Annotated in this window: 19 protein-coding genes; 13 read left to right on the top strand and 6 right to left on the bottom strand. The window is 67.5% G+C overall.

Annotation, left to right across the window (positions count from 1 at the left end):
- Positions 1–24: 24 nt before the first annotated feature.
- From CCONF_RS02985 to CCONF_RS02975, 3 genes are read right to left on the bottom strand one after another with little or no spacing between them, the layout of a single operon-like run.
- The gene (locus CCONF_RS02985; RefSeq protein ID WP_290225083.1) at positions 25–2787 is read right to left on the bottom strand and encodes an FAD-binding and (Fe-S)-binding domain-containing protein; all 2763 of its coding nucleotides are present in this window, start codon (positions 2785–2787) and stop codon (positions 25–27) included.
- Positions 2788–2846: 59 nt separating this feature from the next.
- Entirely contained in the window at positions 2847–4415 is a 1569-nt protein-coding gene (gene ulaA, locus CCONF_RS02980; RefSeq protein ID WP_290225081.1) for a PTS ascorbate transporter subunit IIC, read from the bottom strand.
- A gap of 6 nt (positions 4416–4421) precedes the next feature.
- Positions 4422–5318 (bottom strand): PTS sugar transporter subunit IIAB, encoded by an 897-nt coding sequence (locus CCONF_RS02975; RefSeq protein ID WP_290225079.1) that lies wholly within the window; start codon positions 5316–5318, stop codon positions 4422–4424.
- Between the two features lie 261 nt (positions 5319–5579).
- Here CCONF_RS02975 and CCONF_RS02970 point away from each other — a divergent pair, with 261 nt between their 5' ends.
- The gene (locus CCONF_RS02970; RefSeq protein WP_290226215.1) at positions 5580–6974 is read left to right on the top strand and encodes a GntP family permease; all 1395 of its coding nucleotides are present in this window, start codon (positions 5580–5582) and stop codon (positions 6972–6974) included.
- Positions 6975–7099: 125 nt separating this feature from the next.
- Here CCONF_RS02970 and CCONF_RS02965 read toward each other — a convergent pair whose 3' ends face one another.
- On the bottom strand, positions 7100–7600 hold the full coding sequence (locus CCONF_RS02965; protein WP_290225077.1) for a gluconokinase: 501 nt from the start codon (positions 7598–7600) through the stop codon (positions 7100–7102).
- Between the two features lie 166 nt (positions 7601–7766).
- Between CCONF_RS02965 and CCONF_RS02960 the strand changes: the two genes are divergently transcribed.
- From CCONF_RS02960 to rbsD, 6 genes are all read left to right on the top strand, one after another.
- Complete coding sequence (locus CCONF_RS02960; protein ID WP_290225074.1) at positions 7767–8777, top strand: LacI family DNA-binding transcriptional regulator; 1011 nt, start codon at positions 7767–7769, stop codon at positions 8775–8777.
- Positions 8774–10306 (top strand): sugar ABC transporter ATP-binding protein, encoded by a 1533-nt coding sequence (locus CCONF_RS02955; protein WP_290225072.1) that lies wholly within the window; start codon positions 8774–8776, stop codon positions 10304–10306. Before CCONF_RS02960 ends, CCONF_RS02955 begins: the two co-directional genes overlap by 4 nt.
- Before the next feature lie 77 nt (positions 10307–10383).
- Positions 10384–11298 (top strand): ABC transporter permease, encoded by a 915-nt coding sequence (locus tag CCONF_RS02950; protein WP_070769302.1) that lies wholly within the window; start codon positions 10384–10386, stop codon positions 11296–11298.
- Between the two features lie 71 nt (positions 11299–11369).
- On the top strand, positions 11370–12311 hold the full coding sequence (locus tag CCONF_RS02945; protein ID WP_290225070.1) for a D-ribose ABC transporter substrate-binding protein: 942 nt from the start codon (positions 11370–11372) through the stop codon (positions 12309–12311).
- Positions 12311–13255, top strand: a complete 945-nt coding sequence (locus tag CCONF_RS02940) for a ribokinase (protein ID WP_290225067.1) — start codon at positions 12311–12313, stop codon at positions 13253–13255. Before CCONF_RS02945 ends, CCONF_RS02940 begins: the two co-directional genes overlap by 1 nt.
- Positions 13256–13259: 4 nt before the next feature.
- Positions 13260–13634 carry a D-ribose pyranase gene (gene rbsD / locus CCONF_RS02935; protein WP_290225066.1) on the top strand — a complete coding sequence of 125 codons (375 nt, stop codon included), beginning with the start codon at positions 13260–13262 and terminating at the stop codon, positions 13632–13634.
- Here the strand turns inward: rbsD and CCONF_RS02930 are convergent.
- The gene (locus CCONF_RS02930) at positions 13631–14431 is read right to left on the bottom strand and encodes a (S)-acetoin forming diacetyl reductase (protein WP_290225063.1); all 801 of its coding nucleotides are present in this window, start codon (positions 14429–14431) and stop codon (positions 13631–13633) included. The genes rbsD and CCONF_RS02930 overlap by 4 nt on opposite strands.
- A gap of 314 nt (positions 14432–14745) precedes the next feature.
- Between CCONF_RS02930 and CCONF_RS02925 the strand changes: the two genes are divergently transcribed.
- The 3 genes from CCONF_RS02925 (at position 14746) to CCONF_RS02915 (ending at position 19697) form a co-directional block, all read left to right on the top strand.
- On the top strand, positions 14746–15138 hold the full coding sequence (locus tag CCONF_RS02925; protein WP_290225060.1) for a (deoxy)nucleoside triphosphate pyrophosphohydrolase: 393 nt from the start codon (positions 14746–14748) through the stop codon (positions 15136–15138).
- Positions 15135–18263, top strand: a complete 3129-nt coding sequence (locus CCONF_RS02920) for a DUF3427 domain-containing protein (protein WP_290225058.1) — start codon at positions 15135–15137, stop codon at positions 18261–18263. Before CCONF_RS02925 ends, CCONF_RS02920 begins: the two co-directional genes overlap by 4 nt.
- 129 nt (positions 18264–18392) lie before the next feature.
- Positions 18393–19697, top strand: coding sequence for an Nramp family divalent metal transporter (locus CCONF_RS02915; RefSeq protein WP_290225056.1), 1305 nt, complete (start codon positions 18393–18395; stop codon positions 19695–19697).
- 6 nt (positions 19698–19703) lie between these two features.
- Here the strand turns inward: CCONF_RS02915 and CCONF_RS02910 are convergent, their stop codons facing one another.
- On the bottom strand, positions 19704–20750 hold the full coding sequence (locus tag CCONF_RS02910) for a thermonuclease family protein (RefSeq protein ID WP_290225034.1): 1047 nt from the start codon (positions 20748–20750) through the stop codon (positions 19704–19706).
- A gap of 162 nt (positions 20751–20912) precedes the next feature.
- Here CCONF_RS02910 and CCONF_RS02905 point away from each other — a divergent pair, with 162 nt between their 5' ends.
- Genes CCONF_RS02905 through CCONF_RS02895 form a run of 3 tightly spaced genes read left to right on the top strand, consistent with a single transcriptional unit; the run spans position 20913 to position 24959 of the window.
- Positions 20913–21680 carry a LamB/YcsF family protein gene (locus tag CCONF_RS02905; protein ID WP_290225031.1) on the top strand — a complete coding sequence of 256 codons (768 nt, stop codon included), beginning with the start codon at positions 20913–20915 and terminating at the stop codon, positions 21678–21680.
- Positions 21673–23226 carry a 5-oxoprolinase subunit B/C family protein gene (locus CCONF_RS02900; RefSeq protein WP_290225029.1) on the top strand — a complete coding sequence of 518 codons (1554 nt, stop codon included), beginning with the start codon at positions 21673–21675 and terminating at the stop codon, positions 23224–23226. The genes CCONF_RS02905 and CCONF_RS02900 overlap by 8 nt, the downstream gene beginning before the upstream one ends.
- A gap of 2 nt (positions 23227–23228) precedes the next feature.
- Complete coding sequence (locus tag CCONF_RS02895; protein ID WP_290225027.1) at positions 23229–24959, top strand: acetyl/propionyl/methylcrotonyl-CoA carboxylase subunit alpha; 1731 nt, start codon at positions 23229–23231, stop codon at positions 24957–24959.
- Positions 24960–25050: the final 91 nt, after the last annotated feature.

The raw sequence follows: 25050 nt of genomic DNA, 5'->3' as shown, positions 1-25050 counted from the left end.
GCCAGCCTACGGCGAAACCAACACCTAGCGGCTGGCCTTGTCCAGCAGCTCCAGGATGTGGTGGTAGTCGGCGCCGGTCGCCCGCGTCAGGCCCAGCTCGCAGGTGCGGTTGGTGGACGCGTGGTACTGAGCACCGAATTCCTTGGCCTGGGCGGCCTCGGCGCGGGTGGCGGACGCGGTCAGCTCGGGGTGGAGCATGCCGCGGTCGCCGGCATACCCGCAGCAGTTCCAGGCGGTGGGCACGTTGACCTCGCGCGCGGCGGCACCGGCGACCTTTTCCAGGTCGGGCATAAGACCTAGCTGGAAGGCGGAGCAGGTCGGGTGCAGCGTGACGGACTCGGCCGGGTGCGCGACATCTAGGGCCGGGAGAATGTGCTCGGCGGTGAAGGCGATGGCATCGATAACCGTGACGCCATGGGCTTCCAGCAGGTCGCGGAAGCCGGCGGTACAGCTGGAGGCGTCGACGATAATGGGCAGCTTCCCGCCGTCGGTCAGCGGCACGACGGTGTCCACGACGCGCTTTTCCATCACGTCGTGGCCCTCGTTTAAGCCCTTGGACGACCACGGGGTGCCGCAGCAGAGCTTGTCGATGCCACCGGGCACCTCCAGCGCCAGCCCGGCGCGCTCCAGGAGGTTGACGAAGGCATCGGTGGCGCCGGGGCCGTCGCCCTGCGGGCCGAACATGGTGTTCACGCAGGCGGGCAGGAAGATGCCGGTCACGGCGGCGCGGTTATCGCCGACGCGGCGACCCAGGCGGGCGCGCGGCTTGCCGCCCTTGGACAGCTCCGGCTGGTACTGCGGCATGACGTCGGAGCCGACCAGGCGGCGGCCGACGTCGGTGACGGTCTTGACCAGGGAGGTCGGCAGGAAGTGGGCGCCGGTCAGCGCTACCGATGCGCCTTCGCTGACCACCGGCCAGCCCTTCGCCGCTGCCTTCCACCCGGCCTGCAGGACCGGCTGGGCCTGCTCGCGGCGCAGTCGCTTGATGAACTTGCCGGTGTCGATGCCCACCGGGCAGGCGGTGCGGCACATGGAGTCGACGGCGCAGGTCTCGATGCCCTCGTACTGGTAGGCCTCGTCGATCTCGGCGACGGTGGCGTTATCACCGGCCTCCTCGGCGCGCTTGCGGGCGCGGCGGACCACGATGCGCTGGCGCGGCGTGAGCGTGAGATCCCGCGACGGGCAGACCGGCTCGCAGTAGCCGCACTCCACGCAGCGGTCGATCTCTTCTTCCACGGTCGGGTTGAGCTTGATGTTTTTGACGTGGGCGTCCGGGTCGTCGTCAAGGATGACGCCCGGGTTCATGGTGTTCGCCGGGTCGCAGGCGCGCTTGAGCTCCTGCATGACCTCATAGAGCTCGTCGCCGTACTGGCGGCGCACGTAGGGCGCCATCGCGCGGCCGGTGCCGTGCTCGGCTTTGAGGTTGCCCTCGGCTTCCAGCACCAGGGAGACCATGTCCTCGTTGAAGTTGTTGAAACGGCCGATGGCCTCCTCGCCCTCGAAGCGGTCGGTGAGCAGGAAGTGGATGTTGCCGTCCTTGGCGTGGCCGAAGATGACGGCGTCGTCGTAGGAGTAGCGGGCGAAGATGTCCTGCAGGCCGGCGCAGGCGTCCGCCAGGTCGGCGACCGGCACGACGATGTCTTCCAGCAGCGCCGTGGTGCCCGACGGGCGGGCCTCGGCGACCTGGGCATAGAGGCCCTTGCGGAATTTCCAGGCGGCGGTGCGGGTGGCGGCATCGGCGGAAAATTGCGCCGGGGATTGGAGGTTGAGCTCGGCCAGCAGCTTGGAGCCGGCCTGCTCCTTGGCGTTGATTTCGTCCTCGCTGTCGGCGTGGTACTCGATGAGCAGGGCGGCCTGGGAGTCGACGTCGAAGCCGGTGATGGCCTCCGGGACCTTATCGAAGGTGCGGCCGACGCGGATAGAGGCCGAGTCCATCAGCTCCAGGGTGGCCGCGCCGGTGTCCAGCAGGTCGGGCAGGCTGCGGGTGGCGGCGTCCACGTCTGGGAAGACGGCCACGGAGGTGGTGGTCAGGCGGGCGATCGGCACGGTGCGGAAGACGGCCTCGGCGATAAAGGCCAGGGTGCCCTCCGAGCCGATGATGAGGTGCTCCAGGATCTTCGCTGGGGTCTCATAGTCCAGGAAGGAGTTCAGGCCGTAGCCCATGGTGTTTTTCAGGCTAAAGTGCTTGGTGATTTTCTCCACCGACGCCGGGTTGTCCACCACGCGGCGGCGCAGGCGCTGGAGGGTCTCGAAAAGCTCGGGCTCCTGCTGGGCCAGCTGCTGGTCGGCGTCCGGGCGGGCGGTGTCTAAAACGGTGCCGGACGGCAGGACCAGGGTCGTCGACTCCAGGGTGCGGTAGGTGTTCAGCTCCGTGCCGCAGGCCATGCCGGAGGAGTTGTTGGCGATGACCCCGCCCATCGTGGCGGCCGACTCGCTGGCCGGATCCGGGCCGAGCTTGCGGCCGTAGAGGCCCAGGCGGGCGTTGACCTGGCGGACCGTGGCGCCCGGCTGGACGCGCACGCGCTCGCCGCCATCGAGCACCTCGATGCCGCGGAAGTGCTTGCGCACGTCCACCAGGTAGCCGTTGCCGGCGGACTGGCCGGCCAGGGAGGTCCCGCCGGAGCGCAGGGTCACGGGGATGTTGTTAGCGCGCCCGGCGCGGAAAGCGGCGGCGACGTCATCGGCGTTTTTGGCTTCGATGACGGCTTGCGGGGTGAACAGGAAGTGGGAGGCATCGCTGGCCGCGGCCACGCGATCGATCAGGGCGGTGTTGACGTCGAGGCTCATGCCTTTAATTGCACGCCCGCCGGCGCACCCCCGCAAGTAAGGAGGGGGTTAGAACGGGGCTAGTTCCGGGGCGCGGGCGGAATCGGGGCTCCCGCCGGCGGGGTGATACGCGGGTAGTGCCGCCAGGTGCCGCGGCGGGCGTCGGCCCCGGCGGCGGACCCGGCATCGGCGGCGTCGTCGTGGGCGGTCGGCGCGGGGCGGTGCGGGGTGGGATCCCAGTGGGCATCGACGAGCCGGACCTGGCAGAACCAGCCGAGCGCTAGCACGACCGCGCCGACGAGGCCGACTAGGATGAGGCCCACTACCCCGCCGGGCGCCGACGCCCAGCCGATGAGCATGCCGAACCAGCCGAAGTCGGCGTCGCCGAAGGTGGTGTTCGCCGAGCCGAAGGAGCCCAAAACGCCCAGCAGGAAGGCCGGCAGGAAGGTAATGAGCAGGCCGTTGGCGAAGCCACCGGCGGCCGCGCCGCGCCGCCCGCCGGTGGCGTTGCCGTAGACGCCCGCCGCGCCGCCGGTGAAAAAGTGCGGGACCAGCCCGGGGAGGATGAGCGCCACCCCAAAGGCCGGGCCCAGCCACAGCGACAAGACCGCCAGGCCCACCAGCCCGCCGGCAAAGGAGGTCAGGAAGCCGACCAGGACGGCGTTTTGGGCATACGGGAAGACGATGGGGGCATCGAGGGCCGGGATGGCGCCGGGCACGACCTTGGCGGCAATGCCCTGGAAGGCGGGCACGAGCTCTCCCAGGATGGTGCGGACGCCAAACAGGATGACGGCGACGGCCACCCCGAACTGCAGGCCCTGGGTCAGCGACTGCATGAGGTAGTTGCCTACCCCAGTCGCGCCGTCCTCGAAGGCGGTGAAGGCCTCGTCGCCGGCGCGGGCCAGGAACAGCAGGGCGAGCACGAGGTACATCAGCGCCATCGACAGCGCGGTGGCGACCATGGAGTCGCGCAGGAAGCGCAGGCCCTCCGGAAGGTGGAGCTGCTCGGTGGAGGCGGACGGTTTACGCTTGCCACCGACCAGCTTGCCCACCGCGCCCGCAGCGACGTAGCCGGCGGTGCCGAAGTGGCCGATCGCCACGGAGTCGTCGCCGGTAATGCGCCGGGTCCACGGGTGCGCGATGGCCGGCAGGGAGACCATCAGGATGCCCAGCAGGGCGGCGCCGAAGACGATGACCACCCAGGCGGGGTAGCCGGCGGGGGCGAAGACCATCGTCAGCAGGGTGGCCATAAACAGCACGTGGTGGCCGGTCAGGAAGACGTACCGCAGGGGCGTGAACCGGGCCAGCAGCAGGGAGACCACGAAGCCCAGGATCATCACCCAGGCGATCTGGCTGCCGAACTGCTGCTGGGCGATGCCCGCGATGGCCTCGTTGGTCGGCACCACCCCGTGCGCGCCGGTGGCGCCGGTGATCATCACGCCGAGCGGCTCCAGGGAGGCGGTGACCAGCCCGGCGCCGGCGTTGATGAGTAGGAAGCCGAGCGTGGCCTTGATCGCCCCGCCCAGCACCTGGCCGATGCCGCGGCCCAGCGCGCTAAGCCCAATGGCGGTGATGATGCCGATGAGGAACGCCGGCACGGCCAGGATCTCATTGACCACGAAGTTGGCGGCGTCTACCAGGATGTTCATGTGCTTCTACCGGCCTTCCTGTGCGGCGGGGATGTCGTAGATTTCGCGGAGTGCGCGGTCGAGTTCCGCGGCGGAGGTGAAGTTGTCGATGACGTAGACCGGCACCCCCACATCGCCGAGGGCGGCGGCGATTTCGCCGGAGGTCAGCAGGACGTCAGCCTCGCTGGCGCGCCCCTTCGCGGAGATGGTGTCGGTGGCTTCGACGGTGAAATACGGCGACCAGCCCCACTCGCCCAACACGCCGTCCAGAGTGTTCTTCAAAAACAGCGAGGTGCCCAGCCCGTTGCCGCAGACGGTAAGTATCTTGCCCTTGCTCTCGACGGCGCCGTCGGGGCGCGCGGCGGGGCCGGTGGTTGGGGCGGCCGAGCCTGTTGCGGCAGCCGCAGCGGCCTCTTGGGCCTCACGCGCCTCGCGTTCGCGGCGCATGGCGATGGCGTTGGCGGCGGCGGTGGGCACATAGCCGTCCAGGACGTTGCGCAGCTGGCCCTCGGAGGTGACGACGGCCAAGAGCTCTTGTTTCTCGGCATCACCGAGCACGCGGGCCAGTTCCTTCATGGCGCGGGTGTGGGCGAAGTCGTCGCGGGCGGCCAGGGCCACGACTAGGGTGACCGGATCGTTGGTGCTGTGGCCGAAGCGGACGGGCTCGGCCAGGCGCACCCAGCTGATGGCGGTGTGGCGGACCGCTTCCGAGGGCCGTGCGTGGGCGAAGGCGAAGCCCGGGGCGACGAGGATATAGGGCCCGTTGTCCTCTACGGTCTTGATCATCGCCTGCGTGTAGTCGGCGGTGGCGGAACCGCTGGCCTCCAGCAGGCGGCCGGCGCGGGTGATCGCGGCGCGCCAGTCCGCGGCAGGTGCGTCCAGCTCCACGGCCCCGGGCGCGAGTAGGGCTCCTAGTTTGGACATGGTTTCTCCTTGCAGTTATCGAATCCGTCAGCGTCAACCAGGGCGCCGGCCTGCGGTATTTACACCTGAATTTAGCAAGCGGCACGCCGCGGACCCAAAAGCAAATCCCGCAGGTGTGTTGTTTCACAAGCTCACCGACACCCTGAATACGGGGGAGGCGTGTTAACTTGAGGTATTGGCCCCGTGCCCGCCCACGGCGACCGGAGCCTTCCCCCTAATTTCACAAAACACCTAGGAAAAGAGGTTTGTCCAATGGAGACTATGGACACGTGGGAGCCGACACTGGGCGCGGGCCCGCTGTTGGGTATCGCGGTGGCGGCCATCGCGCTGATTTTGGTGATGGTCATCTACTTCCGCGTGCATGCTTTCGTCACGCTGGTGACGGTGTCGGCGCTGACTGCGCTGGCGGCGGGGCTACCCATCGCCGGGGTCGTCGAGACGATGACGGATGGCTTCGGGAGCACGCTGGCATCGGTGGCACTTCTAGTGGGCCTGGGCGCGATGATCGGGCGGCTGGTGGAGGCCTCCGGCGGCGCGAAATCGCTCGCCGATGCCCTGGTGGCCCGCTTCGGCGAAGACCGCGCGCCGCTGGCGCTGGGCATCGCCTCGCTGATTATGGGCTTCCCCATCTTCTTCGACGCCGGCCTGGTGGTCATGCTGCCGGTCATCTTCGCGGTGGCGCGCCGGCTCAACGGCCCGGTGCTGGCCTACGGCATCCCGGCCGCCGGCGCGTTCTCGGTCACCCACGTCTTCCTGCCGCCGCACCCGGGCCCGGTGGCGGCCGCGGAGTTTTTCAACGCGGATATCGGGATCATTTTGGCGCTCGGCCTGCTGATCGCGATCCCGACCTGGTACTTCTCGGGCTACCGCCTGGGGTTGTTCCTGGGTAAGAAATTCCCCTTCGACGTGACCGAGATGCTCACCGGTCCGGCCGTGAAGGAAGCGGAGATGCCCAACCGCCCGGCCTCCCCGGCGGCGGTGATTTCGGTGCTGCTCATCCCCTTGGTGCTGATCTTCTGCAACACGGGGTTGAGCACGCTGGCGGTGGCCGGCACCATCGATGGTGAGGCCACCTGGGCGCAGGTGCTCATCATGGTGGGCCAGACCCCCATCGCGCTGCTGATTACCACCTTCGCCGCGCTGGCGATCCTGGGCCTGCGCCGCGGGGTGGACAAGAACGTCATCGAAAAGACCATGGAGTCCTCGCTGGGGCCCATCTGCTCGGTGGTACTGATTACCGGCGCCGGCGGCATGTTCGGCGGGGTGCTGCGCACCTCCGGTATCGGGGATGCGCTGGCGGATTCGCTGTCGGGTATCGGCATCCCGGTGATTTTGGCCTGCTACCTCATCGCGGTGGCGCTGCGCCTGGCGCAGGGCTCGGCGACGGTCGCGCTGACCACGGCCGCCGCGCTGATGGTCCCAGCGGTCGAGGCCGGCGGCTTCAACGAGGTCCAGCTCGCGCTCATCGTGCTGGCGACGGCCGCGGGCTCGGTCTTCGGCAGCCACGTCAACGACTCGGGCTTCTGGCTGGTCGGCCGCCTGATGGGCATGGACGTGGCCACCACGCTGCGCACCTGGACCGTGAACCAGATGCTCATCAGCGTGATCGGCTTCGCCTTCGCGCTGGTGCTCTTCGGAGCCGCCGCAGCCTTCTAGCTGGCGGGGGTATCCCGCGGAATTCTAGCGGGCCGGGTTGGGCCCGCGGCTCGGGGCGGCGTGGTCTCGGGGCGCCGCTCGGGTCTGGGCGCGGCGTCTACCGGACTGCGTGAGTACTCACCGCCTTAGGCAGTGAGGTAGTCCGCCACCTGGCGGGCGATTTCTTCTTCCGGCTGGTCGACGTCGAAGACGGCGCCGGCCTCGTCGGCCTCTAGCGGCTCGAGGGTGTCGAACTGGGACTGCAGCAGCGAGGCCGGCATGAAATGGCCGGCGCGGTGCTGCATGCGCTCGGCCAGCACCTCGAATTCCCCGGCCACGTGCACGAAAATGACATCGGGGCAGTGCTCGCGCAGAAGGTCGCGGTATGAGCGCTTGAGCGCGGAGCAGCCGACCATAGTGCCCGCGGGCTGGGCGGACAACCAGGTGCCAATGGCGGTGAGCCAGGGCCAGCGGTCGGCATCGCTGAGCGGGGTGCCCGCGGACATCTTGGCGATGTTTTCGGCCGGGTGCATGTCGTCGCCGTCGCGGTAGGCGTGGCCGGTCAGCGCCGCGACGTTGTGGCCGACGGTGGTCTTGCCGGAGCCGGAAACACCCATGATGACGACGTGGTAGGAACTGTTTGTCATTCTCCCCAGTGTAGTGGCACTACCTGCGCGGCCAGCAAAAGGTGAGCAGGGGCACTTGACGGGGCGCGGTCAAACGTCGTAAATTTAGCCACAAAACACAATGCAAACGTTTGCAGCAATCGTTTGCACCCCTCCCCTCCAACTGGGAAGAAGGTCCGCCCCAACCATGCCTGCCCACAGCGCCAACCTGAAAGACGTCGCCCTAGCCGCGGGTGTCTCGGTGTCCACGGCCTCCCGCGCGCTGGCCGGCAAGGACTCCATCTCCGCGGCCACGCGCCAGCGCGTGGAGCGGGCGGCCCAGGCGCTCAACTACCACCCGAATATCCAGGCCCGCGGGCTGCGCACCGCGCGCACCTACACGCTGGGTCTGGCCATCCCGACGCTGCTCAACCCCTACTTCGCCACCATGGCCGACGCGGTCCAGGCCCGCGCGACCGCCAACGGCCTGGCCACCATCATCACCTCGTACTCGGAGGACTCGAACCTCTTGCGCAACGCGGTGACCACGCTGTCGCAGCAGAACGTCGACGGCATGCTGGTCGTCCCCACCGCGGACGCGCTCTCCCTGCTCGGCGCGGTCAAGGCAGCGGGCACGCCGGTGGTGCTTATCGACCGATCGCTTTCCGGATCCGACCTGCCGACGGTGGTCTCCAACCCGGAGCCGGGGATTTCGGCGGCGGTGGAGCTGCTCTACGCGCGCGGGCACCGGCGCATCGGCTACCTGGCCGGCCCGGAGGAGCTGTCCACCGGCGCGGAACGGCGGGCGGCATTTAGTGCGGCGGCGGCGCGGGTCGGTATCGGCGGCGAGCACGTCTACCAGGGCGGCTTCGAGGTCTCGCAGGGCATCGCGGGCACGCGGGAGCTGTGGGAGGCCGGGTGCACGGCGGTCATCGCGGGCGATTCCATGATGACCCTCGGCGCGCTGGAGTACTGCCACCGCCAGAAGGTGCGCATCGGTAAGCAGCTGGCGCTGGTGGGCTTCGACGACCTGGACTATATGCGGGTCCAGCCCACGCCGCTTTCTGTCATCGACCAGGACGTGACCCAGCTGGGCTACCGCGCCGCCGATACCCTAGTCGCCGCCCTGTCCGGCATGTCCCCGCCGGACGTGACCCTGCCAACCCGGCTTATCACCCGTCAATCGACCGAACACTATCTCCAGGAGGTGCCGCGATGAACCACCCGGTCATCATGCGGCTGGAAGGAATCAACAAATCCTTCGGCCCCGTCAACGTCATCCGCGACGTCAGCCTTGACGTGCGCGCGGGCCACGTGCACGCACTGCTGGGCGAAAACGGAGCCGGCAAGTCGACGCTTATCAAGATGATGTCGGGCGTCTACCAGCCGGACACCGGCCGCGTCCTCGTCGACGGCGGCGAGGTCCAGCTGCCGAATACGAAGGCGGCGGAGGCGCTGGGCATTGCCACCATCCACCAAGAGCTCAACCTGGTGCCGACGATGTCAGTGGCCGAAAACATCATGCTGGGGCGCACGCCCTCGCGCTACGGCCTGGTCAACAAGAAGTACCTGCGCAACGAGGCGGCCGCCGCCCTGCGCCTTATCGGCCTGGACGTCAACCTGGACACGCCGGTCGGCGAGCTGGGCATCGCCCGCCAGCAGCTGGTGGAGATCGCCAAGGCGCTGTCGATGAACGCGCGCCTGCTCATCCTGGACGAGCCCACCGCCGCGCTGACCGGCAAGGAAATCGACCAGCTCTTCGCCGTGGTGGAGGACCTGCGCGCCAAGGGCGTCGGCATGGTCTTTATCTCCCACCACCTGGAGGAGCTGGCCCGGATCGCGGATTCCATCTCCGTGCTGCGCGACGGCAACGTCGTCGCCGAGGTCGGCCCGGACACCCCGGAGGCCGAGCTGGTCCGCCTGATGGTCGGCCGCGACATCGACAACCAGTACCCGCGCAAGGCGGAAGCAGCCGGCGAGGCCCTGCTCAGCGTGCGGGGGCTTTCCACGCAGGGCAGCTTCGCAGACGTAAGCTTCGACGTCCACGCCGGCGAGGTCGTCGGCTTGGCCGGACTGGTCGGCGCGGGCCGCACGGAGATCATCCGGGCCATCGCCGGCGCGGACAAGGTGGATTCCGGCGAGGTCCGCGTGGCCGGCAGCCCGCTCAAGCTGGGCGATATCGCCGCCGCCATCCGCGCCGGCATCGGGCATGTGCCCGAGGACCGCAAGTCCCAGGCGCTCATCCTGGACGCCACCATCGGCGAGAACCTCGGCCTGGCCACGCTGAATAAGACCAGCAAGGCCGGGCTCGCCGACCGGCGCGGCCAGAAGGCCCGCGCCCGCGACGTAGCCGAGAAGCTGCGCATCCGCATGGCCCACATCGACCAGCCCATCCGGGACCTGTCCGGTGGCAACCAGCAAAAAGCCGTCTTCGGCCGCTGGGTGCTGGCCGGCTCCCGCGTGCTGCTGCTGGATGAGCCCACCCGCGGCGTAGACGTCGGCGCGAAGGTGGATATCTACCGCATCATCAACGAGGTCACCGCCGCCGGCGGGGCCGTCCTGATGGCCTCCTCCGACCTGCCGGAGGTGCTGGGCATGTCCGACCGGGTGCTGGTGGCCTCCGGCGGGAAGATCGCCGGCGAGCTGCCGCCGACCGCCACCCAGGACGAGGTCATGACCCTCGCCGTATCCAACGTCACCAGCACGATTACCGAAAACCCCCACGACTTTGAGGAGATCGCCTCATGACCACCACCGCTACCGCCGCCAGCGCGCCCGCCGGCGCCCCGACGGGCCCGAGCCGCTGGCACCGGGTATCCAACTGGATGATGAACAACGGCGCGCTCGTCGGCCTCATCGTCCTGTGCGTGGCGCTTTTCATCGCCACCCCGCATTTTCTGACCGTTAACAACCTGGTCAACATCGGCATCCAGGCCGCCACCGTGGCCATCCTGGCCTTCGGCATGACCTTTGTCATCATCACCGCCGGCATCGACCTGTCGGTGGGTTCCGTCGCCGCCCTGGGCGCGATGGTCTCGGCCTCCTTCTTCGTCAACACCGGCCTGCCGGGCTGGGTGACGCTGATCCTCGGTCTGCTCACCGGCCTGCTGGCCGGTGTCATCTGCGGCATGGCGACGGCCTGGGGCAAGATCCCGTCGTTCATCGCCACCCTGGCCATGATGTCAATCGCCCGCGGCGCCACCCTGGTCATCTCCCAGGGCTCGCCGATGCCCACCGCCGACGCTGTCAACTGGATGGGCTCGACCGTCGCCGGGGTGCCCATCCCGATCGTCATGATGGTCATCGCCGGCCTGGTGTGCTGGTTCATCCTGGAGCGCACCGTGCTGGGGCGCTCCATGTACGCCATCGGTGGCAACCTGGAGGCCGCGCGCCTGTCCGGCCTGCCGGTCCGCAAGATCCAGGTCGCCGTCTTCGGCCTGTCCGGCCTCTTCGCCGCGCTGTCCGGCCTGGTCATGGCCGGCCGGCTGACCTCGGCGCAGCCGCAGGCGGGCGTGGGCTACGAGCTGGACGCGATTGCGGCGGTGGTCATCGGTGGGGCATCGCTAGCCGGCGGCGCCGGCAAGGCCACCGGCACCCTGGTCGGCGCGCTGCTGCTAGCCGTCATCCGCAACGGGCTGAACCTGCTCAACGTCTCCTCCTTCTGGCAGCAGATTGTCATCGGCCTGGTCATCGCGCTGGCCGTGGGCTTCGACGTCATCCGTAACAAGACCGCTAACTAAATACCCTCCCCCTCCCCCGGCGGCGCCGGAATAACTACCACGCCGCCGCAGAAGAAGTAAAGGAAAACCTCATGTCTGCATCCCTGACCCGCACCCTTGTCCGCAAGTCCCTGGCCGTGGCCTCCGTCGCCGCGCTGACCCTTTCGGTCGCCGCCTGCAACCGCGGCGAGGCCGCCAGCGATAACGTCACCCTGGCGCTGTCGACCCAGACCAACCCCTTCTTCGTCGAGCTGCGCGACGGCGCCCAGGAAAAGGCCGACGAGCTGGGCATCAACCTGGACGTCCAGGACGCCTCCGACGACGCGTCCACCCAGACCAACCAGCTGAAGAACGCGGAGACCTCCGGCGCCGGCGTCGTGATTGTCAACCCGACGGATTCCGACGCAGTGGGCTCGGCCGTCCAGTCGCTCAACGCCGCTAATATCCCGGTCGTGGCGGTGGACCGCTCCTCCAACGCCGGCGAGGTCGCCTCCTTTGTGGCCTCCGATAACATCGCCGGCGGCGAGCAGGCCGCCGATGCCCTGGCTGAATCCATCGGCGAGGAGGGCGAGATCCTCATCCTGCAGGGCATCTCCGGATCCTCGGCCTCCCGCGACCGCGGCGAGGGCTTCGAGAAGGGACTCAAGAAGTACCCGAAGATCAAGGTCGCGGCCAAGCAAACCGCGAACTTCGACCGCACCGAGGGCCTGAACGTGACCACCAACCTGCTGCAGGCCCACCCGAATGTCAAGGCCGTCTTCGCCGAGAACGACGAGATGGCCCTCGGCGCCATCGAGGCCCTGGGCGCTAAGGCCGGCAAGGAGGTCAAGGTCTTCGGCTTCGACGGCACCGAGGACGGCATCAAGGCCATCGAGGACGGCACGTTGGCAGGCACCATCGCCCAGCTGCCGGACGAGCTCGGCGCCAAGGCCGTGGAGCAGGCCGCTGCCATCCTGAACGGCGAGGACCCAGAAGCCGAAATCCCGGTCGAAGTTGTCACCGTCACCGAGCAGAACGTAGCTGAGTACAAGTAATGACTGAACCGACCAGCACCCCGTCCACCGCGTCCGCCCAGTCCGGCCGCCTGGCCGTCGTGGGCTCCATCAACGCCGACCTCATGGTAGGCGTGGACCGCCACCCGCACCCGGGCGAGACCCTCCTGGGCAGCGGCGGCGGCATCCTGGCCGGCGGCAAGGGCGCCAACCAGGCCGTGGCCGCCGCGCTGCAGGGCGCGCACGTGGACTTCGTCGGCGCGGTGGGCGACGACCCCTACTCCGCCCCGGCGATGAGCCACCTGCACAGCAGCGGCGTGAACCTGGAGCACGTCGCGACCCGCTCCTCCACGACGACGGGCCTGGCGGTCATCACGGTCAGCGCCGACGGGGAGAACACCATCGTGGTCATCCCCGGCGCGAACGCCACCGTGGACGGCAGCTACGTCGACGCGCACTCCTCCGCGGTGGCAGCAGCCGACATCGTCCTGCTGCAGGGCGAAATCCCCGCGGAGGGCTTCGCGGCGGCAGCCCGCCACGCCCACCGGCTGGTGGTCAACCTTGCGCCGGTCATTGAGGTGGACCGGGACAGCCTGCTGCGCGCGGACCCGCTGGTGGTCAACGAGCACGAGGCCGACCTGGTCCTGGCCCAGCTGGGCGCGCCGGTGGCCTCGGCGGACCCGCACGATATGGTCCAGGCGCTGCTGGAGGTCGGCTTTAACAGCGTCGTGCTGACGCTGGGCGCCCAGGGCGCCCTGGTGGGCGATGGTTCCGGTCTGACGGACATCCCCACCCCGCGCATCCACGCGGTGGATACCACCGGCGCCGGCGACGCCTTCACGGGCGCGCTGGTGGCCCGCCTGCTGGCCGGGGCATCGCTTACCGATGCCGCCCGGCACGCCGCCCGCGTCGGCGCTTTTGCCGCCCTGTCCATTGGCGCCCAGCCGTCCTACCCCGGCTTGGACGCGGAACTACCACAGGTATAAAAACATGCGTAAACAAGGAATTCTAAACCCCGAGCTGACCTGGGCGATTAGCCGCCTGGGCCACACCGACACCTTCGCCATCGGCGACTGCGGCCTGCCGCTGCCGGACGGCGTGAAGGTCATCGATTTGAGCCTCGTCTTCGGCGTGCCGAGCTTCGCGGACGTCGCCCGCGCCATCCTCAACGAGGTGGTCGTGGAGGCCGTCGCCATTGCCGACAGCACCCCACGCGAAATCCGCGAGTTACTCCCGAACGTGACCGTCCGGGAGACCACTCACGAAACACTGAAGAACCAGCTCGCGGAGTGCCGGTTCATCGTGCGCACCGGGGAAACTACCCCATTTGCTAATGCGATTTTCCGCAGTGGCGTGGCCTTTTAGTGGAAGACCATACCGCCGTCGACCACTAGGGTCTGGCCGGTGACGTAGTCCGAGTCCTCGCCGGCCAGGAAGGAAATCGCCTTGGCGACGTCCTCGACCTCAGACAGGCGCTTGAGAGTGATGTTCTTGGTGAACTGCTCCCAGCCCCACTCCTCCGGCTGATTGTTGCTCTTCGCCAGGTCCTGGGCGAGCTTCTCCATCAGCGGGGTGCGGACGATGCCCGGGGCGTAGGCGTTGACGGTGATGCCGTCTTCAGCCAGGTCCTGGGCCGTGGTCTGGGTCAGGCCACGGATGGCGAACTTGGTGGAGGTGTACAGCGGGATACCCGGGTTGCCCTTCACACCGGCCTGGGAGGCGGCGTTGATGATCTTGCCGCCGTGGCCCAGCTCGCGCAGCTTCTTGGCTGCCGCCTGGATGCCCCAGATAACACCCTTGACGTTGATGTCGTAGATGGTGTCGATGTCCTTTTCGGTCACGTCGAGGATATCGATCTGCGGCGCGATGCCGGCGTTGTTGATGATGACGTCAAAGCCGCCAAGCTTTTCCACCGTCTGGTCCACCGCCGCGTAGACCGAGTCCCGGTCCGCCGCGTTGACCTCGATGGCGATCGCACCTGCGGCCTCACCGCCCAGGTCTTCCGCGACCTTCTGCGCGGTGTCCAGGTTCAGGTCCCCCACCGCGACGCGGAAGCCATCCCGGTGCAGGCGCTTGATAGCCGCCTCACCGATTCCCTGACCGCCACCGATCATCAGGGCGACCTTGCCGTTTTCTACGCGTTCCGTAGCTTGAGCAGACATTGGTTTTCTCCTTAAGTCCAGCACGTTGAAATCCAACGTAAACTTCTGAATGTGCTCACCAGCAAGCCTACTCCGCACCAGCAAACACGGCATCAGCATTAGCAACCACTAGGCATCTCGCGTGAAAATAACAGATGTCCGATTGTTTTTGGGTGCTTTTGCTTGGATTTTGGAACACAGCTAGCCCCCCCCCGGCGTTGCCTCTGTCACTGCACTCAGAGAACAGGACGGTCGGGGGTGGCAAAGATCCGCGGCTGTCCAGCGGGTTTAGCATTTGTCCATCCGAGTGTCCGGCAGATGTTCATAATGAAAGAATGAGCGTTGTCATACGAGTTGTGGGCGCGGTCTTCCGCGCCGAGGACAAGATCTTGGCGTGTCGCAAAGCCCCCGGCAAGTCGCTTGCCGGCTACTGGGAGTTCCCGGGCGGCAAGATCGAGGCCGGCGAGTCCCCGGAGGAAGCGCTCGCGCGCGAAATCCGCGAGGAGCTGTCCGTCACCGCCGAGGTGGGCTCGCAAGTGACCACCACAACGCACGATTATGACTTCGCCACCATCGAGCTGACCACGTTCTGGTGCACGATCTCCGCGGGCACCCCGCAGCTGAGCGATCACGACGAGGCCCGCTGGGTCACCGCCGCCGAGGTTACCGAGCTACCCTGGGCGCCGGCCGACGTCCCGGCGCTTAAGCTGGTGGTGGACGCCCTGTGAGCAACCACCCCGACGACTCCACGCTGCCCTTCGGCTACTACGAGACTCCCCTCTCCGCCCGGGTGCGCGACGAGCTGCGCCAGAAAGAGGCCGCCTACCCTACCGCCGGCTTCCAGATTGCCGACGGCGCGAGCGAGGAGGTCTCCCGCCGCTATCAGGCGGCGGTCTCCCAGGGCATCGCCAGCATCCTCGAGCAAAAGCTCCGCGAGCTGACCAAGCCGGCCGACCGCTTGGCTTTAGTCAACCGGCTGACCTCGGCCCTGGGCGCCGAGGAGGCCATCGATAGCGAAGAGCTGCTGTACGCCATCTTCGACACCACGCTCGCCAGCCCGCCCCAGATGCCGGAGATCCCTTTCCATTCGAGCGCCCTTTTTACCAACGCGCCCGAGGAATCCAATCTCTGGACCGAACTCGACCGCGAGATCAAGACCGCCGACGAGGTACACCTCCTGTGCGCTTTCGTGAAGAACACCGGTGTCTCCGCGCTTACGGAGCAGTTCGAGTACCTCCGCGATAAGGGCATCCCGCTGCGGGTGTTGACCTCTACGTACTGTGGCGCGACCGACGCCCTGGCGGTCAAGACCCTGGTGGAGCGCTACGGCGCACAGGTGCGCGTGTGCTACGAGCACAAGAGCACTCGCCTGCACGCCAAGGCCTGGCTGTTTAAGCGCAATTCGGGCTTCGATACCGCCTTCATCGGCAGCTCCAACCTCTCCCGGTCCGCTCTGGTAGACGGATGGGAATGGAACGTGCGCGGTTCTAGCAAGACCACACCGGGGGTCATCGACAAGTTCATCAAGACTTTCGATACCTACTGGCACGACCCCCACTTCGTGGATTTCCAGCCCGAGCGCGACTTCGACAAGCTCGATAAGGCCCTACTCCTTGCCCGCGGCGGCGAGCGCAAGAACGAGTCCCTGGAGATCTCCGGCCTACGGGTCGAGCCATTGAGCTCTCAGCGGCCCATGCTCGAGGCGTTGGAATCCGAGCGCACCGAACACGACCGGCACCGCAACCTGCTGGTGGCGGCGACGGGTACCGGCAAGACCGTCGTGGCTGCCCTGGACTACCGCAACCTATGCGAAAAATTCGGCCGCCGGCCGCGACTGCTGTTCGTGGCGCACCAGAAGAGGCTTCTCCTCCAGGCCCAGCGCACGTACCGCGAGGTGCTCTCCGATGCCACCTTCGGCGAGCTCTTGGTCGATGGCCAACGGCCCGGCCAGTGGGACCACGTCTTCGCCAGCGTCCAATCGCTCAAGCCTGCCATCCTTGATCAACTGGCCCCCGATCACTTCGACGTCGTGGTCATTGACGAGTTCCACCACGCCGAGGCGAAAAGCTACCGCCGCATCTTGGACCACTTCGCCCCGCAAGAGCTGTTGGGGCTTACCGCCACGCCGGAGCGCGCGGATGGCGAGAATGTGCAGAAGTTCTTCGATTACCGCGTCGCCTACGAGCTGCGCCTCTGGGACGCCCTGCGCATGCAACGACTGACGCCCATGCATTACTACGGCATCGCCGACGGCACGGATCTGACCGGGGTGACCTGGAACCGCCGGACCAACGCATACGACATGAACGAGCTCAGCGAGCTCTACGTCAAGGCCGGGCAGAAGCGCACGCGGTTTATCATCCAAGAGATCGAAAAACGCGTCCTCGACATGTCCGAGCTCAAGGCGCTGGGCTTTTGCGTGTCCGTCACCCACGCTCAGTTCATGGCCCAGCAGTTCACCGAGTTCGGAATCCCAGCCAAGTCCATCGACGGCAACACCCCGACGAACCAACGCGAAGCGATTATCCGCCAGCTCCAGGACGGGGACATCAAGGTGATTTTCGCCGTCGACCTCTTCAACGAAGGCGTGGACATCCCCCAGGTCAACACGCTGTTGCTGCTGCGCCCCACGCAGTCCCCGGTGGTCTTCATCCAGCAGCTGGGACGCGGCCTACGCCTGTCCGAGGGCAAGGATTCCTGCCTGATCCTCGACTTCATGGGGCAGCAGCACCAAAACTTCGACTTCACGGAGCGCTACCAGGCGCTGACCAAGAAACGCGGACAGAACCTGGTCAAGGAAGTTGAAAAGGGCTTCTATTCCATGCCGGCCGGCTCCAATGTCAGCCTCGACCGGGTGAGCCAAGAGCAGATCCTGCGGAGCATCAAGAAGGCAGCCAGTAGCTCGCTGAAGAAGATTAAGTCTTTGGTCGCGGAGATCCGGACGACCGATTTGTCGCAGTTCCTGGCCGAGTCCGGCATCGATATCAGCGACATTTATAAGACCCGCCCCAACCAGTACTCGTGGACCAGGTTCCTCCGGGAGACCAATCTCCTGCCAGGCGACGGCGATGAAACCGAGACCTTCTTGCTCAAGCGCCTGCGTACCATGCTGCACATCAACGATCAGGATCGCGCGAACGCCTACCTGCGCTTGCTGGATCCGGACGGCCCCGACCCGGAGAACCTGGTAGGCGACGACCGCGCGTATGCACGCATGCTGGTCTTGTCGTTCTGGGGTGGGCAGGCGAACGTCACGCCGCCCGAAGACTTCGCCGCGGCGCTCCGCCTGCTGCGAAACTACCCCGCCGTGCGCACCGAGCTGGGACAAATCATGGAATACGCCATCAGCTCCGCCCGCGTCATCCCGCGGCCAACGGGCATCTCGCTGCTCAAAAGCCACGCCGAGTATTCGTTGTCCGAGCTCATCGCCGCCATGGAAGAGCGCCCACTACCCAAGATGGTCAGCCTCCCGCGCGAGGGCGTGCGCTACTTCCCCAACCAGAACACGGACCTGTTCCTGGTGACCTTAAAGAAACGCGAAGATATCAGCGCCTCGACCGATTACCATGACTATCCGGTCTCCCCGGAGCTCATGCGCTGGGAATCCCAGAACAGCACCACGGTCAAGAGCAAGACCGGGCAGCGTTATATTCACCATCAGGAGCTTGGCGGTTCCATCGCCATGGCGACCCGCTACCTCAGCAGCAACGAGGTGGGCACGGCCTCGGCCTATACCTTCCTAGGCAAGGTCGATTACGTCTCCCACCAGGGCGAAAAGCCTATCAAATTCGAGTGGGCTCTGGAGCGGCCCATGCCGGAAAAGCTCTTCGTCGAAGGCCGCACCGTGGCCTAGAACAGCCGGGCAACGCTCGGATCGGAGGAAGGCGACAACTTTCTTCCAAAACCACGTGACGCACCGCACATCGGGGTACAGTGACTTCCATCACTGTTCCTCCTAGTGTCGCCTGTGAAGGAGTGCGTCATGAAATCTGACCCTGCTGCTCGTCCGGTTGGTGCGTCCGGTAGCTCGCCGGTTGCTGGTGCCGCCGCTGATGAGGGACAACAGAAGGTTCGCTGGACCCTGGTGGGGCCTGGCCTGGTGGCGGCGGCCACTGGCGTGGGCGCGGCGGACATGGTGGCCACGATGATTGCGGGCCAACGCTACGGCTTTGCGCTGCTATGGGCGGTCATTCTGGGCACGTTCATGAAGATCGTGCTCGTGGAGGGCGTGGGCCGCTACAGCCTGGCCACGGGGAATACTATCTTCCACGGCTGGCGGGAGCTGGGGCCGTGGACAGCCTGGTACTTCGCGCCGTACATCGTGATCTGGGGGCTGGTCTACGGGGCCGCGGCGATGTCGGGTACCGGCTTGGCGTTGTCCGCCCTCTTCCCGGGCACGAGCCTGAACATGTGGGCCATCGGCACCGGGCTGGTCTGTTTCGCACTGACGTGGCTGGGCCGCTACCAGCTCTTTGAGAGGATCTCCGCGGTGCTGGTGGGCATCATGTTCGTCACCGTCGTCGGCGTCGCCGCGATTACCGCGCCCAACCTGCCCGGGATCATCGCCGGGCTGGTCCCCACCGTCCCAGACGGGTCTTTCGTCTACGTGCTCTCCATCGCCGGCGGCGTGGGCGGCACCATCACCCTGGCCGCCTACGGCTACTGGCTGCGAGAGAAGAAGTGGTACACCCCGAAGTGGATGAAGGTCATGCGCCTAGACAACTCGGTGGCCTACCTCGTCACCGGCATTTTCGTGCTGGCCATGCTGGTGCTGGGCGCCGAGCTCCTCTACAGCGCCAACGTGGCGGTCTCCGACAATGATGAGGGTCTGGTCGACATGGCCGACGTGCTGGAGGCACGCTACGGGACCGTCCTGTCCAAAGGGTTCATCGTCGGCTTCTTCGCCGCCGCCTTCTCCTCCTGCCTAGGCGTATGGAACGGGGTGTCCCTGATGTTCGCCGACTATATCGGCCACCTCAAGAAGCTGCCGCAGGACGACCCGTCCACCAAGACCGGCGGCAAGTACTACCGCGCCTACTTGGTCTGGCTGACCTTCCCGCCGATGTTGCTCCTGCTGCTGGGCAAGCCCACCGGGCTCATCATCACCTACGGGGTCCTCGGCGCGTTGTTCATGCCGTTTTTGGGGCTGACCCTCCTGGTGCTACTCAACACGAAGCTCACGCCGAAGCGCTGGCGCAACGGCTGGATTGTCAACACCCTCATGGCGGTCATCTCCGTCGCGTTCGTCTACCTGTGCATCACCCAGGTCGCCGGACTCTTTGCCTAAAAGCCCCTAGCCAATCTGTGCCTTGGTCGAGCAATCAATCTTGGCGTACGGCCGTCCCTGGTTGTCCACGGAGGTCAGCGCGTAGTTTCCGCCGTAGGCGCGGCAGCCGGTGTAGGTATCCGGCGCGGGTGCGGCAGGAGCTGGCGCGGCGGGAGCTGGCGCGGCGGGGGCATCGTTAGCCGGGGCGGGGTTGACCGGTGCGGGGTGATCGGCGCTGTCGGCGGTGTTGGGGCGGGCGGGCTCGCCGGTTGGGCGGTTGGCTTCTTCCTGCCGTTTTCTGTCGCGCTCGGCTTCCTCGACCGCGTCGGCGCGCTCGTCATGGAGGCGCTCCTCGGCCTCGTCGAGTTCGGCGCGGCGTTCGGCCAGTATGGTGTTGAGGCGATCGACCAGGTAGGTGCCGTAGAAGGCGTTGCGGGCGCCGCCCTCGATGGCGTCGAGATCGGCGCGGCGGGCGGCGGTGCCGGCCAGCAGCTTGTCGATGGCAGCCACCTCGTCGCCGGAACCATAGGTCGTGGTCGGAGACGAGCTCAGCGCGGTGGCCGCGGGGCCACCGTCGACGGCGAAGCACTCGGGGTCCACGTCAAAGATGCCGCGGCGGTCCTGCTGGGCGGCATCGACAGCCTCCTGGACGGGCGGGTAGAACTTCCGGTTCTCACCGACCACCATGGCCGCGGCCAAGCCTTCCTCCGCAATGCGCGCGTTGACCAGCTCGTCGTCCAGAAAGACGCCGGCCAGCTCACGGCCGTATTTATCCTGGCGCTCGACGTCGTATTCCAGGCGCACGGCGGTGCCGGCGGGCAGGAGATCGGCCAGGAAATCCCGGGCGTCCTCAGCCAAGCAGTCGGCGGGGTGGCCGCCGCGAGCGAGCTCCGGGGTGTCGATGTTGAGCAGGCGCACGCGCTTGTCGCCGTCGGCGGTGCGCACGTCGATGGTGTCGCCGTCGATGACGCGGTTGACGGTGGTCTGTTCCTCCCCGCCGCCCATGATGGCCACTCCGGCGACCGCGGCGATGGCCACCCCGCCGATGCCCAGAAGCGCTTTCCCGAAACCCATTGCACAGACCCTTCCTCTAAGAACAAAATCTTTCCGATCTTAGCCCGCCGCGGCTGTGGGGGTAGCCGGGGAATCCGCCAAACGTAACCCCATTCACAAATGGACGTGACGCGCGCTACACTGGATCCATCAGATTGTTCAACAATTTTAGGGATGGTGTTGATGTCTTCGCTTGTTATTGATCTCAACGCAGATTTGGGTGAGACGACCGCCGGCAACCCTGTGGCCGATGACGCAGCCATGCTGGAGCTGGTCTCCTCCGCCAACGTGGCCACCGGCTTCCACGCCGGGGACCCACACTCAATCGCGCAGACGGTCCAGGCTGCGGCCCGCGCCGACGTGGTCATTGGCGCGCACGTGGGCTATAACGATGCCGCCGGTTTCGGCCGCCGCTTCATCGACTACGCCCCGGCGGAGCTGGCCGATGAGATTACCTACCAAATCGGCGCGCTGGAGGCCTTGGCGCGCGCGGCCGGCACCCGGGTGCGCTACGTCAAGCCGCACGGTGCGCTCTACAACACCATCGTTCACAACCAGGCCCAGGCCCAGGCGATCATCGACGGCGTACGCGCCTTCGGCGACCTGCCGCTGATGCTGCTGCCCGGCGGCGTGGCCGTGGACATGGCCGAAGACCAGGGCCTGACCGTGGTGCGCGAGGCCTTTGCCGACCGCAACTACAACGCCGACGGCACGCTGGTCTCCCGGCGCGAGTCCCACGCGGTCATGCACGACCCGCAGGCCGTGGCCGACCGCGTCCTGCAAGTAGCCCGCACCGGCTCTATCACCGCCTACGACGGCACCGAGCTGGCCGTCGATGCCCAGTCCGTGTGCACCCACGGCGACTCCCCCGGCGCCGTCGAGCTGCTGCGGGGCGTGGTGGACCTGCTGGGCAAGGAAGGCGTGGAGATTCGGAGCTTCCTCGATGTCTAACCCCACCATCCACCCGGTCGGCACGCGCGCGATGCTCATCGACTTGGACGGGCTCGACCAGGTCATGAGCTGGCACGCGGAGCTGTCCGCGCACCCGCTGCCGCACCAGGTCGACTGCATCGCCGCCGCCACCACCTTGCTGGTCACCTTCGATGCCCCGCGCGCGGCCGAGCTCGCCGCCGAGCAGCTGGCCGAGTTCCAGCCCACGAAGGCGGGCCGGCGCGAGCCGCGCACCGTGGACATCGACGTGCGCTACGACGGCGAAGACCTAGCCGACGCCGCGGAGCTGCTCGGCATGTCGGAGCAAGCCCTCATCGACTGGCACACCTCCACCACCTGGACCGCCGCCTTCGGCGGCTTCGCGCCCGGGTTTACCTACTGCGCCCCGGAGGACCCGGCCCTGGCCAAGGCCGTGCCGCGGCGCCCCGACCCGCGCACGGCCGTGCCGGCGGGCGCGGTGGGCATCGCGGGAGATTTCTCCGCGGTCTACCCGCGCGTCTCCCCCGGCGGCTGGCAGCTCATCGGCACCACGAATACCCCGATGTGGGAGTCCCACGCGGAGCCGCCGGCGCTGGTCCAGCCCGGCGACCGGGTGCGCTACAACGCGGTGCGCGAGCTGCCCGAGCTGACCCGCGACCACGACGGGGCCAAGAAGTCCCCGGCGCGCCTGCCCCGCATGGAGGTCGAGGACGCCGGCCTGCTGACCCTGTACCAGGACCTCGGCCGGCCGGGCCGCGGCGACCTGGGCGTTACCCCCTCCGGCGCGGCGGACCGCGCGGCGGCCGCCACCGCCAACATCGCGGTGGGCAACCCGCGCAATGCGACGGTGCTGGAAAACATCGGCGGCATCAAGCTCAAGGCGCTGACCGACACGGTCATCTGTGTGACCGGCGCAACCGCCGTGGTGCGCGTGGGCGAATACCCGCTGCAGCTGGCCCGCCCCATCCTGGTCACCGCCGGCACCACCCTGACCGTTAGCCCGGCGATTACCGGCATGCGCTCCTACATCGCCATCCGCGGCGGCATCATCGCTGACACGGAGCTGGGCTCGTCCGCCACGGACGTGCTCTCCGGGCTGGGCCCGGACCCGGTGCGTGCCGGCGAGGTCATCGGCGTGCTGCCGCGCTCGAACGCCATGACGGACGCCCAGCTGGCCAACCCGCTGCGCGTGCGCGATGACAACGGCACCACCACCGGCGTGCTGCGCTGCGCGCTGGGACCGCGCGACGACTGGTTCGGCGAGAACGTCCAGCAGTTCCTGGACACCGAGTGGACCGTCACCTCGGATTCGAACCGTGTCGGCCTGCGTCTGGCTGGGGATGCCACCATCGAACGCGTCGTCGACGGCGAGCTGCCCTCAGAGGGCATGGTGGCCGGCAGCGTGCAGATCCCGCCCAACGGCAAGCCCGTGGTCTTCCTGCGGGACCACGCCGTGACCGGCGGCTACCCCGTCGTCGCCACCGTCTTGGAAGAAGATATTGATATTGCCGCCCAGCTCCCGCCCGGGGCCCGGGTCCGCTTCGAACTAGTCTCAGGAGTCAACTAACCATGGCCATTTCTGCTGTACTTATTGCTAACCGCGGCGAGATCGCCGTGCGCATCGCCCGCGTCGCCCGCGACCTGGGCATCCGCTCCATCGCCGTCTACTCCGAGGCCGACGCCGGCGCCCTGCACACCGTGGTCGCCGACGAGGCCTACGCCCTGCCGGGCAACTCCGCCGGCGAGACCTACATGAACATCCCGGCGCTGCTGGACATCGCCGTGCGCGCTGGCGCGGACGCCATCCACCCGGGCTACGGCTTCCTGTCGGAAAACTCCGAGTTCGCCCGCACCGTCAGCGCCGCCGGCCTGACCTGGATCGGCCCGGCCCCGGACGCCATCGACCTGCTGGGCGACAAGATCGCCGCGCGCCGCGTGGCCGAGGAGGTCGGCGCCCCGCTGGCCCCGGGCACCTCCGATCCCATCGGCGACTGGCAGGAGGCCCGCGCCTTCGCCGAGGAGCACGGCCTGCCGATCGCCATCAAGGCCGCCTACGGTGGCGGCGGGCGCGGCCTGAAGGTCGTGGACACCATGGAAGAGATCGAGGGCGCGTTCAACTCCGCCGGCCGCGAGGCCATGGAGGCCTTCGGCCGAGCCGAGTGCTTCGTGGAGAAGTTCTTGGTCCACCCGCGCCACGTGGAGGCCCAGGTGCTGGCGGATACCCACGGCAACGTGCGCGTGCTGGGCACCCGCGACTGCTCCACGCAGCGCCGGTTCCAGAAGCTCATCGAGGAGGCCCCGGCCCCGAACCTAACCGAGAAGCAGTACCAGGGCATCATCGAGGGTTCCCGCGCCATCTGCCAGAAGGTCGGCTACACCGGCGCCGGCACCGTGGAGTTCATCGTCTCCGAGGACGGCACCATCTCCTTCCTAGAGGTCAACACCCGCGTCCAGGTCGAGCACCCCGTCACCGAGGCTGTGACCGGCGTGGACATCATCGCCGAGCAGTTCCGGATCGCCGCCGGCGAGGAGATCTCCCTCGCGGAGGATCCGGAATCCCACGGCCACGCCTTCGAGTTCCGCATCAACGCCGAGGACATCCTCAACGGCTTTGCCCCCTGCCCGGGCACCATCGTGGCCTTCGAGCCGCCGACGGGCCCCGGCATCCGCGTCGACGCCGCCGTGCGGACCGGATCCATCGTGCCGCCGTACTACGACTCCCTGATTGCCAAGCTGGTGGTCTGGGGGCCTAACCGCCAGGTGGCCCTGCGCCGCGCCCAGCAGGCGCTGCAGGAGTTTACGGTCTCCGGCGTGCGCACCGTGCTGCCCTTCCACCGCGACATGGTCAACAACCCGGCGCTGACCGGCGACGAGCTGGGGCTCTACACCGACTGGGTGGACCACAACTACCGCCCGTCCGCCGGGCACCAGACCGAGCAGGTGGAGGCCATCTACACGCAGCGCCGCACCATTGCCATCGAGGTCGACGGCAAGCTGATGAATATCGGCCTGCCCGTCGAGTTCTTCCAGGCGCCCGCCGGGGCAGCTAGCTCCGCCGCGCCGGCCGGCGGCGAGGCCAAGGCCGGCTCCGCCGGGGCCGTGACCGCCCCGTTCGAGGCCAACCTGGTCGAGTGGAAGGTCGAAGACGGCGCTGAGGTCGCCGAGGGCGATGCCATCGCCACCATCGAGGCTATGAAGATGGAATCCGCGGTCAAGGCGCCCAACGCCGGCACGATTTCCATCAAGATCGGCGCCGGCGAGCGCGTCACCCCGGACGACGTCATCGCCACCGTCAACTAACCCCTACCCCGCCGCGTCTCCCCGGCGCGCGCAGGTGCTGCTTTCGGCTCGGAGGCGGCACCGGCAAGCTGGTCTGGCCAAAATGCCCTAT

Origin of the sequence: Corynebacterium confusum (assembly GCF_030408715.1) — a bacterium.
GTDB classification, from domain to species: Bacteria; Actinomycetota; Actinomycetes; order Mycobacteriales; family Mycobacteriaceae; genus Corynebacterium; species Corynebacterium confusum.
This window is presented reverse-complemented; position numbering and strand designations above follow the sequence as displayed.

What these genes read in the sequence shown, in the direction of transcription:
- CCONF_RS02985 (WP_290225083.1), bottom strand. Translation starts at nt 2,787, where the DNA reads ATGAGCCTCGACGTCAACACCGCCCTGATCGATCGCGTGGCCGCGGCC.
- ulaA (WP_290225081.1), bottom strand. Translation starts at nt 4,415, where the DNA reads ATGAACATCCTGGTAGACGCCGCCAACTTCGTGGTCAATGAGATCCTG.
- CCONF_RS02975 (WP_290225079.1), bottom strand. Translation starts at nt 5,318, where the DNA reads ATGTCCAAACTAGGAGCCCTACTCGCGCCCGGGGCCGTGGAGCTGGAC.
- CCONF_RS02970 (WP_290226215.1), top strand. Translation starts at nt 5,580, where the DNA reads ATGGACACGTGGGAGCCGACACTGGGCGCGGGCCCGCTGTTGGGTATC.
- CCONF_RS02965 (WP_290225077.1), bottom strand. Translation starts at nt 7,600, where the DNA reads ATGACAAACAGTTCCTACCACGTCGTCATCATGGGTGTTTCCGGCTCC.
- CCONF_RS02960 (WP_290225074.1), top strand. Translation starts at nt 7,767, where the DNA reads ATGCCTGCCCACAGCGCCAACCTGAAAGACGTCGCCCTAGCCGCGGGT.
- CCONF_RS02955 (WP_290225072.1), top strand. Translation starts at nt 8,774, where the DNA reads ATGAACCACCCGGTCATCATGCGGCTGGAAGGAATCAACAAATCCTTC.
- CCONF_RS02950 (WP_070769302.1), top strand. Translation starts at nt 10,384, where the DNA reads ATGATGAACAACGGCGCGCTCGTCGGCCTCATCGTCCTGTGCGTGGCG.
- CCONF_RS02945 (WP_290225070.1), top strand. Translation starts at nt 11,370, where the DNA reads ATGTCTGCATCCCTGACCCGCACCCTTGTCCGCAAGTCCCTGGCCGTG.
- CCONF_RS02940 (WP_290225067.1), top strand. Translation starts at nt 12,311, where the DNA reads ATGACTGAACCGACCAGCACCCCGTCCACCGCGTCCGCCCAGTCCGGC.
- rbsD (WP_290225066.1), top strand. Translation starts at nt 13,260, where the DNA reads ATGCGTAAACAAGGAATTCTAAACCCCGAGCTGACCTGGGCGATTAGC.
- CCONF_RS02930 (WP_290225063.1), bottom strand. Translation starts at nt 14,431, where the DNA reads ATGTCTGCTCAAGCTACGGAACGCGTAGAAAACGGCAAGGTCGCCCTG.
- CCONF_RS02925 (WP_290225060.1), top strand. Translation starts at nt 14,746, where the DNA reads ATGAGCGTTGTCATACGAGTTGTGGGCGCGGTCTTCCGCGCCGAGGAC.
- CCONF_RS02915 (WP_290225056.1), top strand. Translation starts at nt 18,393, where the DNA reads ATGAAATCTGACCCTGCTGCTCGTCCGGTTGGTGCGTCCGGTAGCTCG.
- CCONF_RS02910 (WP_290225034.1), bottom strand. Translation starts at nt 20,750, where the DNA reads ATGGGTTTCGGGAAAGCGCTTCTGGGCATCGGCGGGGTGGCCATCGCC.
- CCONF_RS02905 (WP_290225031.1), top strand. Translation starts at nt 20,913, where the DNA reads ATGTCTTCGCTTGTTATTGATCTCAACGCAGATTTGGGTGAGACGACC.
- CCONF_RS02900 (WP_290225029.1), top strand. Translation starts at nt 21,673, where the DNA reads ATGTCTAACCCCACCATCCACCCGGTCGGCACGCGCGCGATGCTCATC.
- CCONF_RS02895 (WP_290225027.1), top strand. Translation starts at nt 23,229, where the DNA reads ATGGCCATTTCTGCTGTACTTATTGCTAACCGCGGCGAGATCGCCGTG.